Origin of the sequence: Pelagicoccus albus, from assembly GCF_014230145.1 — a bacterium.
In the GTDB taxonomy this organism is placed as follows: Bacteria; Verrucomicrobiota; Verrucomicrobiia; order Opitutales; family Opitutaceae; genus Pelagicoccus; species Pelagicoccus albus.
This window is the reverse complement of record NZ_JACHVC010000001.1, coordinates 87424-103946: the sequence shown is the minus strand read 5'-3', so window position 1 is coordinate 103946 and position 16523 is coordinate 87424. Positions and strand designations below refer to the sequence as shown.

Below are 16523 nucleotides of genomic sequence, written 5' to 3'. Positions count from 1 at the left end.
TAAAAAGGCTCCTGACTTAATTCTTTAGTCTCTTTACACGACGATGAACGAAGAAGCCGTATTGGAAATCATTTCGAGAAAGCCGGAGCTGAAGGCAGCCAAGGCAAAACTGGAGGCAATGCAGCCGGGCAACTACTGCATTCACCAAAGCTGGGGATTCGGTCAAATCAAAGACTACGACGAGCCAGAAAATAAGCTGATCATCGATTTCGAGGGAAAAGAAGGTCACCGCATGGATCCGGGATTCTGCGTGAACACGATGCAAGTTCTCCTCCCCGACCACCTTCTAGTCCGCAAGGAGCTCGACCCCGCATCAGTCGAAGCATTGATCGCAAATGAGCCAGCAGAGCTAATTGTAGAGCTGTTGAAGCAGTATCCGAACTCGGCCGCCAGCACCGCGGAAATCGAAAGCGTGCTCGCCCGCGTCATTGGGCCAATCAAGTACAAGAAGTGGTGGACCGCGACCAAGAAGCTCTTGGCGAAAGACCCTCGTATCTCTGTTCCTGCCCGCAAAACAGGCATGTACCTGCTCCGCGACGAGCCAGTTACTCTGGAAGAAGAGCTCATCGAGGACTACAATGCCACTCAGTCGGCAAAACGCCGCGTTGCGATCGCCGAAACCTTGCTTGATACGGTTGGTGAAAAGCTGGAAGAACACCGCGACGCACTTGGACTCATCCTTCATACATTGGCGACAGCGGTTCGCGAATCCAACCAGCTCACCTCTGCCGAAAAGCTAAAGGGAGCTTGGATCCGTAACGACGTGGCTCGTCTGCTAGAAATCGACGTAGAAACCTTTGAGCCATCCGTCGTTCAGATCCTTTCCGACATCGACGGCTTGGACCAGCTCATCGACGAGCTTCCAACCAACTCCCAAGGACGCGCACTCAAGGCAATCAAGGCTTCGCATCCAGCCGACTGGAAAGAAATCTGTTTCTCTCTTCTAAAGAACAGTTCCGGCAAGTTCACTACCGACAGCGTAAACTTCCTCGTCGAAAACGGCTTCGCCGAGGAAATCAAAGAGACGTTCACACGCTGGCAGACTGAACAGAACCTCAAGGAACCTGTTTTGCTTTGGATCGTTAAGAACCGTAGCTCCAAAAAGTACTCGGAACTGATTCAAGACATGATTCAGCCACGCCTTCTCAACTCGATCTTCTTCGCGATCGACTACGAAGCGCTGCAATCTTCGACCTCCAAGCGCATCCCTCTCGCCGATATCCTCAGCGAGGACAAGGAGCTCATCCCCGACCTGCTCGCTGAAGCCGACGCGGAAACCGCTCGCGACTTGGCTAACAACCTTCTGCTCAACCAAGGTTTCGAGGAACTGACCAAGAAGTCCCTACTCGCTCGTTTCATCAAGCTCTTCCCAAGTGTTCAGTCCTTGCTCGAAAGCGACGAAACACAAGAGAGCCAAGGCCTCATGGTTTCCAAGGAGAGCTACGAAAAGGCAGTTGCGGAATTCGACGACATCGTCACCAAGAAAATTCCAGAGAACTCCCAAGCCATCGCGGAAGCCCGCGAACTGGGCGACCTCAAGGAAAATTCCGAGTACAAGATGGCGAAGCAAGACCAGCAGATTCTCATGTCTCGCCGCAACCTTTTGGAAGCCGACATCAAGAGAGCGCAGATCACAGACTTCACTTCCGCAACTACCGAAACCGTTGGTATCGGAAATGTCGTTACGCTGAAAGACGACGCGGACGGAACGGAAGTTACCTACACCCTTCTCGGAGCTTGGGACGGCGATCCAGACAACTACATCATCTCTTACCAGACTCCACTGGGCAAGAGCATGCTGGGCAAGCGAATCGGCGACCAAGTATCCGTCACGGTCGGATCCACCGAAAACAAGCTTACCATCACCAACATCGAACGCTACATCGACAAGAAGTAGGAATCGTTCAGAAAAACGGCTTTTCAAGAACGCCACTCCAAGCGAGTGGCGTTTTTTTGTGTCTGAAGTCGGCGTTGGATGGAATTGCTTTGCCCACCTCAGAGATAAGCGATTCCAATTTATGAACATGAAGCCTGCCTGGGATACATTAAAGACGCTCGCTGACCCGACTCGCCTTCGCATCTTGAATCTCATTTCTCAAGACGAACTATCCGTCGCGGAATTGCAGGACGCCCTCGGCATGGCTCAATCCCGCATTTCCTCCCAGCTCGCCGTCTTGCGACAATCCAATTTGGTCGCCGATCGTCGCGAGGGCAAAAAGTCATTCTACTCTTTGAACCCAGAAATCCCCAAGAATGAGCTAGCGCTTATGCAAGCGGCTCTCGTCGCAGCGGCTGAATCTCCGGAACTTCAAGAAGACCTTGAAAACCTGAATCACGTAATCGCGAGGCGTCGCCAACAAGCGGAGGAGTATTTCAACCTTATCGCAGGCCGCCTCGGAAAGAACTATTGCCCTGGACGATCTTGGGAAGGCATCGGCCATTTCCTTCTCTACCTTGTTCCTCACATCCGTGTTGTCGACCTCGGGGCCGGAGAGGGTCTTATCTCTCAATTGCTCGCTCGAAGAGCGGAGCACGTCTATTGCGTGGATAGTTCCACCCGTATGGTGGAAGTGGGTACAGAGCTGGCTAAACGCAATAAGCTAGAGAATCTCGAATACATTCTCGGCGATATAGAAAGCACGCCCCTCGAAGACGAATGCGTCCACCTCGCCTTGCTAAGCCAAGCATTGCACCACGCGTCCCATCCAGAGAAAGCGATCCGAGAAGCCTTCCGCCTGCTCAAGCCGGGAGGGCGACTCGTAATCCTAGACCTGAAGGAGCATAATTTCGAAAAGGCGCACGAACTGTATGCGGACCGATGGCTAGGCTTTTCGGAAAACAAACTCCATGCCTGGTTAAAGGAGGCTGGCTTCGACAAAGTGGAAGTTACCACCATTTCGAAAGAAGAGGAAGAGCCTCAATTCGAAACCGTATTGGCCAGCGGAATACGGCCAGCTCAATAAAGCTGATCCATTCGAGAGGTGTAGAAATCTAAGAGCCGCTCCAAAATGATGGAACCATCCGTCGTCTCGAGAGCCATCTTGGCAATATCCTGAGCCTCGGCCAAATCCATGTTTTGGATGACGAACTTCACGTTCGGAATCAAGGTAGCTGACATGCTGAGGCTTTCCACACCCAGCCCCACCAGAAGCGGAACCATTACCGGATCGCCAGCGACTTCCCCACATATACTTACCCCAATATTTCCTGCCTTTGCGGCCGAAACGATGGAATTAAGAGTCCTGACTACCGCCGGATGAGTTGGCTCGTAGAGGTGGGCAACTCGATCATTCAGACGATCCACCGCTAAAAGGTATTGGATCAGGTCGTTGGTACCTACGCTGAAGAATGAAGATCCTGAGATAAGCGTATCCGCCGCTACGGCAGCACTTGGTATCTCAATCATGGCGCCCGCCTGAATCCCCTCATCGAAAGCGATACCACCTTCTCTCAAGTGACTCTTTGCGGTTTCGAGCATTTCATTCGCTCGATTAAGCTCCAATGCGCCACTGATCATTGGATACATTATCCGAGCTTTGCCAAAGGCGCTAGCTCGCAGAATTGCTCTAAGCTGACTGAGAAAAAGCGCCTCATGATCCAAGCAAAAGCGAATCGCCCTGTATCCAAGGAATGGGTTCGACTCGCGATAGAGAGGCAATTCGGAAGATTCAACGAACTTGTCTCCGCCCAAATCCAAAGTACGGATCGTCACCGGAAGTCCCTCCATACCTTCGATGGCCCGCTTGTAGGCAGTAAACTGCTCCTCCTCGCTAGGCAGCTTGTTGGCATTCATGAAGAGGTACTCCGAGCGGAAAAGCCCTACTCCATCCGCGCCGAGCTCCAGAGCCTTGGAAGCTTCCTCGCCTCTCTCGATATTCGCCATCAGATCGATTCGAACTCCGTCCCGCGTCCTGGAGGTGGTATCGCGGGCGAACTCAATCATCCGCCTTTCGAAGGAAAGCTTCTCGTCCTTGCGCTTGCCGTATTGGAATAGGGTAGAGTCGCTAGGGTTGATTATGACTTTGCCGTCGTAGCCATCTACCAAAACCACCGAATCCGAATGGACCTTGGAAGTTATGGTGCCGAGCCCTACTACTGCGGGAATCCCCATCGATCGGGCAACAATAACCGTGTGGCTCGTCTTGCTACCTCCATCGGTCACAATCGCCAGCAAATTAGACTGGTCCATGGAAGCCGAATCGGAAGGAGTCACGTCACTCGCGACCAGAACGCGGTTCTGAACAATCTGACCGAGATGCTCTAGCTGTTGACCCGTCAGATTGCTCAACAAGCGGCGCATGACATCACGAATGTCGCTGGCTCGCTCTCTCAGATACTCGTCATCGATCTGGTCAAAGGCTTCCACATAACGCTGGCCTACCCGAAAGACTGCGTTCTCGATGTTGCAGCCATGGGAGTGCATTTCGCGTATGGACTCGTCGATCAGGGCCTGATCTTCGAGAACGAGTAGGTGAGCATCGAAAATCCGAGCTTCTTCCTCTCCTATCGACCCAGAGATTTCCTCTTGGATCTTTTGGATCTGCTTGCGGGTTTCGACGATCGCATTGTCCAAGCGATCCTCCTCGGCCTTCAAATCAGACTCTGCTACTGAATACTTGGGGACTTTGATTTCCCTCTCCGCCAGAAGATAGATGTGACCGTGCGCGATGCCGGGTGAGGCCGCGATACCGGTTAACACAAGTTCGGACTTATCTGATTCTTCCATAGACAAAGGTCCGCAAGCGAATGGTAAAATCCGAAGACGAACGTAACATAGGAAACCGGAAAAGCCTAAGCCTCAAGAGGAAATAATTCAATGTTACGAAACATCAGCCTAATACCTTGGCTCGCTTCACGAAAACGCGGTCACCCCAACAGTCTCGGACCACACCTTCAAGAAGAGCAACATTAGAGGACGAAGATAAAAGCGCGAAACAAGAGCTCCCACTGCCCGACATTAGGCATTCTAATGAATAACCCTTCATTTTTCTAAACAATGGGTCAAAGGCAGCGTATTTTGGGAAGGCGACCTTTTCGAAGCTGTTATGCAGCAGCTGACTCAAATCCAAATCCCCGCTAGACCAGGCAGCCAATCGCTCCTCCGCCCATTCCCGTTGGTCATAGGCGCCCTCCGTAGCGGCCAACGTTTTGTAAGCCCATGGCGTACTGATCGAAAAAGACGGCTTAAAAAGCAGAAGCTCGCGTCCCACGAGATCCTCAGCCGCTGCTCCAAATACAGGCGATAAAACCTCCCCACGCCCACGCATCAGCTTGGGCTTTTGGTCTAAAAACAGTGGGCAATCAGATCCTAATTCCGCCGCAAGCTCCAGGGTTTCGCCGCGCGAGAGCCCAAGTTCTCCCGCCTCTTGGGCTAGCTTGCCAAGAGCTGTAAGAACCGCTGAGGCGTTGCTGCTTCCTCCGCCTAGCCCAGCTCCGTGCGGTATTCGTTTTTCCAGACGGATACGAACCCTCCACTTGAGCCCGCTTCGCAGCAGGAAACCCTCCGCCGCAGCGTAAGCCAAATTTCCGGAATCGGTGGGCAAGCTAGGATCGTCACAACTCAACTCCACCGCAGCCGAGTCAGCCGCTTCCCAATCGATGAACAAACGGTCGCCAAAATCGACCTGGGCTACCAAACTGGCAAGTTCGTGAAACCCGTTCTCCATGCGGCCAAGTACCGAGAGAAACAGGTTGATCTTTGCTGGACTGAAAACCTCGATTTGCCCCATAGTCGCCAAAACAAAAACCTACATGTCGAATACCACTCAAAGCAAAAATACCTGTGAACTCATTCTCGCCCTCGATATCGAGGAAAGAGAGGACGCCCTCGCCCTTCTCAAAAAGGCTGGCCCGGAGCTCAAGTGGGCAAAGATCGGCCTGCAAATGTTCACCAAGTATGGTCCCGACTACGTTCGCCAGATCGCCGATCTTGGCAAAAACGTCTTCCTGGACCTGAAGCTACACGACATCCCTAACACGGTCGCAAAGGCGATCGAATCGGTGGGGAAGCTCCCAATCCAAATGCTCACCATCCACACCTGCGGTGGAAAAGAGATGATGGAATGGGCCATCAAGGCTCAGCAGTCCGTTAACCCGGAGCTCCAGCTTCTCGGTGTAACTGTGCTCACTTCCATGGACCAAAATTCGCTAGAACTGCTGGGAATCAAGCAAAGCCCAGCGGACCGCGTTGCCCACTTGGCCAGCCTCGCAAAAGACGCAGGCATGTCGGGACTCGTTTGCTCCACGCATGAGGTGAAAACCATTCGCGAAGCCCACGGTGATCATTTCCAGCTCATCACCCCTGGCGTTCGTCCCGCAGGAGCCGAGGCTGGAGACCAAAAGCGTATTATGACTCCAGCCCAAGCTCGCGAAGTCGGTTCAACCTACATCGTAGTCGGTCGCCCTATCTACGGAGCCGAAAATCCGGCTGCTGCCGTGGCTTCCATCAAGGCTGAACTCGAAGCCTAAGGCTCCCAGTACGCGTCCCAGCTAGTGAGCGTGCCCAAATCAACAGCTATCCTGCTCGCGGGTGGATCCGGAAACCGCATGCAAGGTCAGGTCGAGGACAAGGTCCTCGCCGCATTGGGGAGTCGGGCCGTGATCGCCCACTCCGTGCAAGCCTTTGCAGACTCGAAACAGATTGCCGCCCTAGTCTTGGTTTGCCGAGACGAAGAGCAGCAATCTGCAATCCGCTCAGCGATTGAATCCCTCGTAAATCTCCCCGAAACGACATTCGCTCTGGGTGGAGCAGAGCGGCAAGATTCCGTCTGGGCTGGTTTGAAGGCAGCTCCTTCGGACACGGAAATCGCCCTGATTCACGACTGTGCTCGCCCCTGCGTCACGCCAGAGGCTATTCGGGAATCGATCGCCAAAGTAGTCGAGTTTGGAGCGGCATGTTTAGCTCGCCCAGTGAGCGATACCATAAAGTCGGCCGACTCCTACGATGGAGCTTACCTGCCGACTACTGTCGATCGCTCCAAGCTCTGGGCCATGGAGACTCCGCAAAGTTTCCGCTTCGAAATGATCCGCTCCGCCTACGAGACCGTCATAAGTACCGGACAACGGATCACGGACGATTTGTCGGCAATCGAGGACATCGACCAACCCGTCGCCTTCGTGAGCAATGGGCAACCCAACCCAAAACTCACCACTCCCGACGACCTTCCCTATCTCGAATACCTGCTCGCCAAACGCAGCTAAGCTTTTCTATGGCCACTGAAACTCCCGCCAATCTCCCTCCCTTCCGCATCGGACTCGGCTACGACATTCATCCGTTCAAAGACGGCCGCCCTATGGTGCTGGGTGGCGTGACATTCGACACTCCCTACGGATTAGACGGGCATTCCGACGCCGACGTGCTGACCCACGCGGTTTGTGACGCCTTGCTCGGAGCGGCTGGCCTGCCGGACATCGGACATTTCTTCCCGAACACGGACGAAAAATATAGGGGTATCGACTCACAAAAGCTGCTGGAAGAAGTGGCCCAAACCCTGCGCGAATCTTGCTGGGGTATCGTAAACATCGATATCGCCCTGATCGCCGAAAAACCGAAAATCTATCCACAGCTCGAAGCCATGAAAAAACGTCTGGCCCAATCGGCTGGCGTCTCAGTGGGACAAATCGGAATCAAGGCGACCACCAACGAAAAGATAGGATCGCTTGGACGGGCCGAAGGCATAGCTGCCCATGCAACCGCCCTCATCTATAAATCTTAAGAGTGAACTAGGCCCAAGATACAGAGTCGCCCGTGAAATTGGAAGCGGGCCAGAATCGCAAGCCAACTCGAACCCCTTAGACTCGACCACTTTGAAAACAGTCCATTTCGCAAAACTAGCAATCGCCGTATCCATCCTATTCGGGATGACCTCCTGCGCCAAAAAGGAAGCAGGCTCCGGAATTCGCGACCAGGCAACCCGTGACGGAATTTTCCTTTTCGGCAACGAGAGCGAGCCTCCCAGTATCGACCCGCACATCAATACTTCCAACAACGGCAACAATATCATCACCTCTTTGATGGAGGGGCTCATCTCGTATCATCCCACCAATGACAATTTACCGGAGCCGGGGGTCGCCGAATCTTGGGAAACCGAAGATAGCAAAACATGGATTTTCCACCTCCGCCAAAACGCGAAATGGTCTAACGGGGATCCCGTTACCGCCCATGATTTTCTCTACGCGTACGAGCGTATGCTTTCGCCTGACTTAGGCGCGAAATACGCCCAACTCCTCTACCTTCTGAAAAACGCCCAACCCTTCAACGAAGGCACGCTTACCGACTTTTCTGAAGTCGGAGTGGAGGTCTTGGACGATTACACACTCAAGCTGGAGCTGGAAGGCCCCACTCCCTACTTCCTCAACCTGCTCAAGCATCACTCCTGGTATCCGGTCCATCCGGCGACAATTGAAGCAGCAGGTGGCATGACCAAGCCGGATTCCACCTGGACTCGAGACAACTACATAGGAAACGGTCCCTACGTCCTTAAGGAATGGGTTATTTCAAAAATAATAAAGGTCGCCAAGAATCCGCTCTACTGGGATGCCGACAAGGTATCGATAAAGGAAATACACTTCCTGCCAATCGACGACATCAATACGGAGGACCAGATGTTCAACGCGGGAGCGCTCCACTACCAGAATACGATTCCTACCCATATGTTCCCAGTCTATCTGAAGAACAAGGACCCGTACATGAGAGTCGAGCCATGGATCGGTTCCTACTTCTACCGCGTTAACGTAACAGAGCCGCACCTTCAGGATAAGCGGGTTCGCAAGGCTCTCTCCCTAGCTATTAACAGGCGGGCCATCACCAAGAGAATCCTCAAGGGAGCCCACTTCCCCTCCTACTCGATAACGCCGGACGGTATCGAAGGCTACGAGCCGCCACACTGTGAGGAATTCAACCCCAAAAAAGCAAGAGAGCTCCTAGCCGAAGCTGGCTATCCCAATGGCGAAGGATTCCCCCACTCTGTCCTGCTCTTCAATTCATCGGAACAGCACAAACAGATCGCAGAGGCCATCCAGCAAATGTGGCTAAACATCCTAGGCATCGACGTCACCCTGCGAAATCAGGAATGGAAAACCTATCTCGAAACGCAGCAAAACCTAGACTACGACGTTTCACGCGCCGCGTGGATCGGCGACTACGTTTATCCGGATACATTCCTAACCATGTTCCGAACTGGTGATGGGAACAACATGACAGGCTGGTCCAACGCCCGCTACGACCAGCTCGTCACCGATTCCATGAAAGTGTCGGATTCGACCGAACGCTTGGCCATGCTTCACGACGCGGAGGAAATCCTGATGGAGGAGCTCCCTGTCATCCCGATCTACCACTACGCACGCAACTACCGTATAGATCCCGCTGTGAAAGGCTGGTATCCAAAGCTTTTGGACAACCGTAATTACAAGTACCTCTCCCTCGAGCCGACTAAACCTGAGTCAGCGGAAAACTAAGTTTCATTAGCCCTGGATACTTGTAACGATGAGAGAGAAGAGGCCCATCCGATACGCTCTGCTAGTCGCGTCGGCCTCAGCGTTGCTCGCTTTTACCTCTTCTTGCGTCAGAAAATCCGAGGATAGCTCGGTTCGCGATCGAGCGACACGAGACGGGATACTCCTCTTCGGCAACCAAGGAGAGGCCCCAAGTATCGATCCGCATCTGAATACCACTATCAACGGCATGCAGGTTACCAATGCCTTGATGGAGGGGCTCATCGCTTATCATCCGACCGACCATAACCTACCCGAGCCCGGCGTAGCCAAAAGCTGGACACATGAAAACGCGACCGTATGGACCTTCAATCTGCGAGACGACGCTCGCTGGTCCAATGGGGATCCCGTAACGGCGAAAGACTTTCTCTACTCGGTTCAACGTGTTCTCGAGCCAGATTTCGGTTCGAACAACGCTTACTTTTTCTATATCATAAAAAACGCGAAAGCGTATAACGAGGGGACCTTGACCGACTTTGGCGAAGTCGGCGTCAAAGCTCCAGATGAGCATACTTTGGTTTTCACGCTAAACGGTCCGACTCCCCATTTTCTGAATATCATTAAGCACCAGGCTTGGCAGCCAGTACACCCGCCGACCATTGAAGCCGCGGGCGGCATGACTAAGCCTGACTCCAATTGGACAAGGGAAAACTACGTCGGCAATGGTCCCTACAAACTAAAAGAATGGGTTGTAAACAAGATCATCTCCGTTGAAAAGAATCCCTACTACTGGGATGCCGAAAAAGTATCGATTAAGGAAATACACTTTCTGCCAATCGACGATATCTCCACGGAAGACCAGGTCTTCAATTCGGGAAGACTCCACTACCAAAACTCCGTTCCTCCCTCCCTCATTCCGATCTACCAAAAGGAAGGAGATCCCTACCTGCGAATGGAACCTTGGGTAGGTACCTACTACTACATTCTGAATACAACGATTCCGGCACTTTCGGATTCGCGAGTTCGGCGAGCATTGTCCCTTGCGATCAACCGCAAGGCGATCACTAAGCGAATTCTGATGGGGGCACCCACCCCTGCCCTCGAATTCACGCCCCTTGGCATCGAAGGTTACACGCCTCCTCAGGTTGAAGGCTTCGATCCGAACAAGGCTCGTCGCTTGCTGGCCGAAGCGGGCTATCCAAACGGGGAAGGATTTCCAAGATTGCAGCTCCTTTTCAACTCTTCGGAGACGCACAAGCAAATCGCCGAATCCGTTCTGCAAATGTGGTCCTCCATCCTGAATATAAAGGCGGATCTGCAAAATCAGGAATGGAAAACCTTTCTGGAAACCCGGACCAATCTCGACTTCGACATCGCCCGCTCTGGCTGGATCGGGACTTGGGCCTATCCGGATATTTTCCTGAACATGTTTATCTCTGGAGGCGGAAACAACGATACCGGCTGGGCAAATCCGCGCTACGACGAACTGATCGAACTTTCCAACAACGAGGCGGATCCGACCAAGCGATTGGCGCTACTACACGAAGCGGAGGAGCTATTGCTCGCGGAATCTCCCATTATTCCCCTCTACCACTACAGCCGCGTCTACCGCATCTCGCCCGACGTCAAAGGCTGGTACCCAAAACTCAACGACAACCGGAACTACAAGTACCTTAAACTGGAAGCTGCAAGCCCGAGTCCCTAGACGAAAAACCGAAGAATCGCTTCGAGAACAATTTTATCAACCCGCCACTGTACATCCTTGCCCGAGCATGCTTTCATCGGGCCTAAGTAACTTCGACCTGTGCTCACTTTCATCCTAAAACGACTCGGCCAAGCCATCCCCGTCCTGCTGGCCATCTATACGATAACGTTTTTCATGATCCGGCTCGCGCCGGGCGGTCCCTTCTCCGACGAGAGAAAAGTCGCCGAACACATCCTCGAGCGGCAGATGGAATACTACGGTTATAACGATCCTTTGCCGGTTCAGTATTTCCGCACCTTGGTTCAACACATCAAGTTAGACCTGCCCCCTTTGACCTCCCACATTGGCCTGACCGCTCAGGACATTATTTCGGAGTCCTTCCCGGTTTCTCTCGAACTAGGACTTTGGGCTATGGCCATCGCTTTGATGCTTGGGGTGCCAGCGGGCGTTATGGCCGCTTCCCGCCAAAACACTTGGCTCGACTACACGCCCATGTCGCTCGCTATGACCGGCATTTGCCTGCCGACTTTCGTCGTTGGACCTATTCTTGCGTTGGTATTTGGCATCTGGCTACGCTGGACCTCGGTCGCTGGATGGGCCGGCCCGATTGACCGCATTTTGCCCTCGCTCACGCTTGGCCTCTACTACGCAGCCTACATCGCCCGACTCACCCGCGGCGGCATGCTGGAAATCCTAAATTCCGACTTTATCCGTACCGCTCGAGCCAAGGGAGCATCGGAATTTCGGGCCGTGGTCGTACATGCCTTACGAGGCGGCATCCTGCCCGTGATTTCATTCTTGGGCCCAACCCTGGCTGGATTGGTCACTGGGTCATTCGTAGTAGAGACGATATTTCAGGTTCCCGGCCTCGGACGCCACTTCGTCCTGGCAGCCGTCAATCGCGACCACTCCCTCATCCTCTCCACGGTTCTTTTCTACGCCGGCCTGATCATGTTGGCCAACCTGGCAGTTGATGTTCTGCAAGTCCTGCTCAACCCCAAGCTCCGCTATAAGTAAGCCCAAAACCGAAACGGCAACTTCGAGGAATTTCCAAATGACACTTTCACCCAAACTTGCAGCAGAACAAGAAGCCCCTCGCTCCCTCTGGGTCGACGCCTTCCGGCGTTTGCTGGACAACCGACTCGCCCTATTCGGGCTGGGATTTTTCGTCTTCATCTCCGTCCTCTGCTACCTAGGTCCGATCGTCTATCGATTGTCGCCAGACTCCCAAGTGCTCGCCCTCGAAAGCACCCTTCCCTTTACCAAAGTGAGTCTGGTGGAAGTTCGTTTCGATGCCGATAAAGCCACTCCAGATGAAGTCACCACGTTGGAGGATTTCGCGGACGTCTACGCCATCAATCCGGAGACCGATGTACTGCAGATCGCCAAAAAAGGGACGCTGAATCTCAATGGAATCCGGTTCGATAAAGTGGAGCGCTTCCACATAATGGGAACCGACTCGAAAGGCCGCGACATCCTCGCCCGGATCATGCGTGGCGGACGGATATCCTTGGGCGTAGCCTTTCTGGCTACCATGACCGCTCTCGTAATCGGGGTAAATTACGGTCTCGTATCCGGCTACTTTGGAGGAAGGGTAGACGCCCTGATGATGCGTTTCGTGGACATACTCTACGCCCTGCCATTCCTCATCTTCGTGATTCTGCTCATGATTCTTTTCGACGGATTCCGCTTTAAGATCCTGCTCGTCTTTATGGCGATCGGAGCAGTGGAGTGGCTAACCATGGCACGTATCGTTCGCGGCCAAGTACTCCATCTCAAGGAGCAGGAGTTCATTCTGGCGGCCCGTGCCACGGGAGTCAGGACCTTCTCCATCCTAACCAAGCACCTGGCGCCAAACCTCATCGGACCAGTTATCGTCTATTCAACCCTTCTCATCCCAGCGGTCATGCTGCTGGAGTCCACCCTCAGCTTCCTCGGTCTCGGTATGGGAGCAAGCATGGCCAGTTGGGGTACCTTGATCAAAGACGGACAGGAGTCCATGCGTTCCGCCCCTTGGGAGCTGATTGCTCCTTCCATCTTCTTCTCAGCGACCCTGTTCGCCATGAACTTCTTGGGCGACGGCTTGCGGGACGCTTTGGACGTAAAATCCGCCAAGGACTAGAGTCGCCTACCTAGGGAATTGAGCTTTCCCTAAGGCCATGCCTGACAGCAGCTTGAGTCGACCCTGACATACTTCTGCATTTATTTCTTTACGCATTTTTAGCATAGTGGCGTTCAAACTAACAGGAACATACTATGCAACAGATTGAAACGAACGCCCCCTGCCCCGTTACCGCCCAATCCGTATCGCCAACCGCTAATTGGCCAAAGCCTAACTTCGCGAAGAAGCGGGAAGAAACCAAGGAGGCGCTGAGCCTGAATCCCTTCGCCGACTACGACCCTAGCGTGAAGAGAGAACAGCCCTTGATCAAAACCATACGTCCGGACGCAGCTGCTCTGACATATAGCCGGCGAAAACTATCCGACTACGGCGAGCCGAATCGCTACGACTACTCGAAACGCCTGAATTTTCCCATCATCCTCTAACAGCAGGCTAAAACGGCTGACTACCGAAATCAGCGAACTCTTTAAATCCTTGAGCGATGAGCTGCGAGTGTGGATAACCCTTGCCGGTTTTCCTAACACACTAGCTCGTGCTCAAAGACTTAAAGATTTTCCTCGGACTTTTGTCCGAACATAAAAAGACCGTCGTATTCGCCGTAGCCTTGGGTTCGGTGGCGGGACTTGTAACCGGAGGCGGCCTAACCAACGGGGTCGAGCAGCTCTTCACCCTCATCCTTTCGGACGACCGGGAGCTGTCTACATCGCAAATCCTCGGTGTCGCAGCCAGCTTTCCCATTCTCTTCGTCATTTTAGGTATCTGCGTTTTCGCGAGCGCCTATCTCCTGAACTACGCTGGGCTCGCCTCAATACAGAGCCTGAGATCCCGCGTCTTTTCGCGAATCCAGCTCCTCCCGCTCGCCTACTTCCAAAGCTCGAAAACGGGTGATCTAATCTCCCGAATCACGGCCGACACGACAGTCCTGCAGCAGACGCTCACCTTTATCGCCCGCAACGTCATTACGCAGCCGGCAACTATTATCGGAGCGGTTTTCTACCTGTACTACGTCGCCGCGAAAAACGACGGAGTCTACCAGATTTACCTCTGTCTGATCGCTCTTCCCATCGTCATCTTCCCGATCCGGAAGTTTACCCACAAGATCGAGAGAAAGGCTCGGCAACAGCAGGAAGAACTCGGGGCTCTGACCAACAACCTTGCCCAAAACCTCACCGCAGCTCGTGAAATCCGGGCTTTCAACCTGCAGGAGCGGGAAAATCGCCGCTTCACCGAACGCTTGGCTGACTTGTTCATCTCCCAGATGAAGGTCGTCAAATACCAGTTCGGGCTCGGACCGGTGGTTGAAGTCTGCTCTTCCATGGGTCTGTCCATCGCATTCGTGATTGGCTACTACAACGGCGTCCCCGGCGGCGTATTCACCTCCATTTTCCTCGCCCTCTACCTCACCTACACCGCGGTGAAGAAGCTGGGGACCTTCGCCTCGGAACTCTCCAAGGGAGTCGCCTCCTATCAACGAATCGCCGAAATTCTAGAATCCCCCGTCGATATCGATGACCCCGCCCAGCCAGTCGAACTCCAGAACGTATTGGGCAATATCGAATTTCACTCCGTCTCCTTTTCCTATGGATCTACTCCTGCCCTTAAGGATGCGAGCGCCGTAATCAGCCAAGGAGATATCTGCGCCTTGGTTGGCCCGTCTGGAGCCGGCAAATCGACTTTCGCCAATCTCGTTCCTCGCTTCTACGACGTCAGCGAGGGCCGAATCACTCTAGATGGACATGATCTCCGCGACATGCGGATGAATGATCTACGGGACCAAATCGCCATCGTCTCCCAGGATCCCGTGCTCTTCGACGACACCATCATGGAGAATATCCGACTGGGCCGCCAAGACGCGACCGACGAGGAAGTCATGGAGGCCGCTCGCCAAGCCTTTGCCCACGATTTCATCTCTGACGAAACCAATTGCCCGCAAGGTTACGAAACCGTGGTTGGCGAACGGGGAGCCCGCTTGTCAGGAGGACAAAAGCAACGTATCGCCATAGCTCGGGCCTTCCTGCGCAACGCCCCGATTCTGATTCTCGACGAGGCTACCTCTGCCCTCGACTCCGAGTCCGAAGCCAAAGTACAAGTCGCGCTCGACGCCCTGGTGGCCGGAAAGACGGTGCTCATCATAGCCCACCGTTTCTCTACCATTAAAAACGCCAACAAGATCATCGTCTTCAACGAAGGAAAAATCGCGGATATCGGCGCTCACGAGGAACTCTACTCGCGTTGTCCTCTCTACAAGTCCCTCTTCGATCAGCAGCAAGCCAGCTGAAATTGAAGCGATCCGTCTCCCGGTTCGAGCTGGCCCTTTAATTGCTTTTCGAGGCCACAACTCTTTCGACTCATGAAGTTTCGCTATTTTCCACTCTTGCTCTCCCTAGCAGCCGCTTCTCTCGCGGCAGTCAATTTCGCTCTGGTCCCTATCGCCGAGATCAAACCGAAATCCATTAGCGAATCTTCCGGCATCGCCAAAAGCCGACAGTTCGAAAACGTGTATTGGACCCACAATGACTCGGGCGACTCCAATCGCATCTTCGCCATCACGCTCGACGGAGATCCCATCCAAACAGAATGGGCGGAGGAAAAAGGAATCAAGTATGAGGGAATCGAAGTTGGCGAAGCGACGAATATAGATTGGGAAGACATTTCAACCGATGACCAAGGCAATCTCTTGATAGCGGCTTGCGGAAACAACGACAACGCGCGTCGCGATTTAGCGATCTACATTCTGCCCGAACCTGATCCACGCTACGCATTCAAGGCGAGGGCGAGCAAGCGGGTGGATTTCCATTTTCCGGACCAGAAAAAATTCCCGGATCCGGACAATAAAAACTTCGATTGCGAATCCCTATTTTTCGCCCACGGAAAGCCTTACTTCGTATCCAAAAACCGGAGCGAGGCCCCGGCAAAACTTTATCGTCTCGATCAGATGGATACATCTAAGAGCAATCCGGCAACTCTGATCAGCGACTTTCCGCTCGGCGGGCAAGCCACCGGAGCCGACGCGACCCCGGACGGCAAGAAGTTAGCGATCATCACCTACACCGGCCTCTGGGTATTCATCGCTCCAGAAGGCAGCGACGACTACTTCGCCGGCGAATCCCACTATCGCCCCTTCTTCGCGAAACAGTGCGAAGCGGTCTGCTGGAAGGATGACGAAACCTTGATCGTAACCAACGAGCAAAGAGATATCTTCGAGCTTAGCCTCTCGGACATCCCTGCCTTCACCCCTCCAGGTCTGGAGAGTAAGTAAGCCGC

The 16523-nt window shown here is 53.5% G+C and carries 14 protein-coding genes; 12 read left to right on the top strand and 2 right to left on the bottom strand.

The annotated features are described in order from the left end of the window. The first annotated feature begins 43 nt into the window (after positions 1 to 43). Together greA and H5P27_RS00450 are read left to right on the top strand one after the other, a co-directional pair. Positions 44 to 1897 carry a transcription elongation factor GreA gene (gene greA, locus H5P27_RS00455; RefSeq protein ID WP_185658414.1) on the top strand — a complete coding sequence of 618 codons (1854 nt, stop codon included), beginning with the start codon at positions 44 to 46 and terminating at the stop codon, positions 1895 to 1897. A 127-nt stretch (positions 1898 to 2024) separates the two neighbouring features. Beyond that, positions 2025 to 2963, top strand: coding sequence for a metalloregulator ArsR/SmtB family transcription factor (locus tag H5P27_RS00450; RefSeq protein ID WP_185658701.1), 939 nt, complete (start codon positions 2025 to 2027; stop codon positions 2961 to 2963). Here the strand turns inward: H5P27_RS00450 and ptsP are convergent. Both ptsP and ispE read right to left on the bottom strand, forming a co-directional pair. Beyond that, a complete protein-coding gene (gene ptsP, locus H5P27_RS00445; protein WP_185658413.1) occupies positions 2957 to 4726 on the bottom strand; it encodes a phosphoenolpyruvate--protein phosphotransferase in 1770 nt (589 codons plus the stop codon). The genes H5P27_RS00450 and ptsP overlap by 7 nt on opposite strands. A gap of 103 nt (positions 4727 to 4829) precedes the next feature. Continuing rightward, positions 4830 to 5729, bottom strand: coding sequence for a 4-(cytidine 5'-diphospho)-2-C-methyl-D-erythritol kinase (ispE, locus tag H5P27_RS00440; RefSeq protein WP_185658412.1), 900 nt, complete (start codon positions 5727 to 5729; stop codon positions 4830 to 4832). A gap of 22 nt (positions 5730 to 5751) precedes the next feature. Here ispE and pyrF point away from each other — a divergent pair, with 22 nt between their 5' ends. From pyrF to H5P27_RS00390, 10 genes are all read left to right on the top strand, one after another. Further along, complete coding sequence (pyrF, locus tag H5P27_RS00435) at positions 5752 to 6468, top strand: orotidine-5'-phosphate decarboxylase (protein WP_185658411.1); 717 nt, start codon at positions 5752 to 5754, stop codon at positions 6466 to 6468. A gap of 30 nt (positions 6469 to 6498) precedes the next feature. Further along, positions 6499 to 7200, top strand: a complete 702-nt coding sequence (gene ispD, locus H5P27_RS00430; protein WP_185658410.1) for a 2-C-methyl-D-erythritol 4-phosphate cytidylyltransferase — start codon at positions 6499 to 6501, stop codon at positions 7198 to 7200. A gap of 8 nt (positions 7201 to 7208) precedes the next feature. Further along, positions 7209 to 7715: a 2-C-methyl-D-erythritol 2,4-cyclodiphosphate synthase gene (ispF, locus tag H5P27_RS00425; protein WP_185658409.1), complete on the top strand. Its 507-nt coding sequence runs from the start codon at positions 7209 to 7211 to the stop codon at positions 7713 to 7715. 91 nt (positions 7716 to 7806) lie between these two features. After that, complete coding sequence (locus H5P27_RS00420; RefSeq protein WP_221774554.1) at positions 7807 to 9456, top strand: peptide ABC transporter substrate-binding protein; 1650 nt, start codon at positions 7807 to 7809, stop codon at positions 9454 to 9456. Positions 9457 to 9484: 28 nt separating this feature from the next. Then, positions 9485 to 11137, top strand: coding sequence for a peptide ABC transporter substrate-binding protein (locus H5P27_RS00415; RefSeq protein WP_185658408.1), 1653 nt, complete (start codon positions 9485 to 9487; stop codon positions 11135 to 11137). Between the two features lie 99 nt (positions 11138 to 11236). Continuing rightward, entirely contained in the window at positions 11237 to 12154 is a 918-nt protein-coding gene (locus H5P27_RS00410; RefSeq protein ID WP_185658407.1) for an ABC transporter permease subunit, read from the top strand. Between the two features lie 37 nt (positions 12155 to 12191). Next, the gene (locus tag H5P27_RS00405; RefSeq protein ID WP_185658406.1) at positions 12192 to 13259 is read left to right on the top strand and encodes an ABC transporter permease; all 1068 of its coding nucleotides are present in this window, start codon (positions 12192 to 12194) and stop codon (positions 13257 to 13259) included. A gap of 134 nt (positions 13260 to 13393) precedes the next feature. Further along, entirely contained in the window at positions 13394 to 13684 is a 291-nt protein-coding gene (locus tag H5P27_RS00400; RefSeq protein WP_185658405.1) for a hypothetical protein, read from the top strand. Positions 13685 to 13791: 107 nt separating this feature from the next. Next, the gene (locus H5P27_RS00395; protein ID WP_185658404.1) at positions 13792 to 15537 is read left to right on the top strand and encodes an ATP-binding cassette domain-containing protein; all 1746 of its coding nucleotides are present in this window, start codon (positions 13792 to 13794) and stop codon (positions 15535 to 15537) included. A gap of 72 nt (positions 15538 to 15609) precedes the next feature. Then, entirely contained in the window at positions 15610 to 16518 is a 909-nt protein-coding gene (locus tag H5P27_RS00390) for a hypothetical protein (RefSeq protein ID WP_185658403.1), read from the top strand. The last annotated feature ends 5 nt before the right edge of the window (positions 16519 to 16523 follow it).

Excerpts from the sequence above, each read along its gene's own strand:
- greA (WP_185658414.1), top strand. The coding sequence starts at position 44 with ATGAACGAAGAAGCCGTATTGGAAATCATTTCGAGAAAGCCGGAGCTG.
- H5P27_RS00450 (WP_185658701.1), top strand. The coding sequence starts at position 2,025 with ATGAAGCCTGCCTGGGATACATTAAAGACGCTCGCTGACCCGACTCGC.
- ptsP (WP_185658413.1), bottom strand. The coding sequence starts at position 4,726 with ATGGAAGAATCAGATAAGTCCGAACTTGTGTTAACCGGTATCGCGGCC.
- ispE (WP_185658412.1), bottom strand. The coding sequence starts at position 5,729 with ATGGGGCAAATCGAGGTTTTCAGTCCAGCAAAGATCAACCTGTTTCTC.
- pyrF (WP_185658411.1), top strand. The coding sequence starts at position 5,752 with ATGTCGAATACCACTCAAAGCAAAAATACCTGTGAACTCATTCTCGCC.
- ispF (WP_185658409.1), top strand. The coding sequence starts at position 7,209 with ATGGCCACTGAAACTCCCGCCAATCTCCCTCCCTTCCGCATCGGACTC.
- H5P27_RS00415 (WP_185658408.1), top strand. The coding sequence starts at position 9,485 with ATGAGAGAGAAGAGGCCCATCCGATACGCTCTGCTAGTCGCGTCGGCC.
- H5P27_RS00405 (WP_185658406.1), top strand. The coding sequence starts at position 12,192 with ATGACACTTTCACCCAAACTTGCAGCAGAACAAGAAGCCCCTCGCTCC.
- H5P27_RS00400 (WP_185658405.1), top strand. The coding sequence starts at position 13,394 with ATGCAACAGATTGAAACGAACGCCCCCTGCCCCGTTACCGCCCAATCC.
- H5P27_RS00390 (WP_185658403.1), top strand. The coding sequence starts at position 15,610 with ATGAAGTTTCGCTATTTTCCACTCTTGCTCTCCCTAGCAGCCGCTTCT.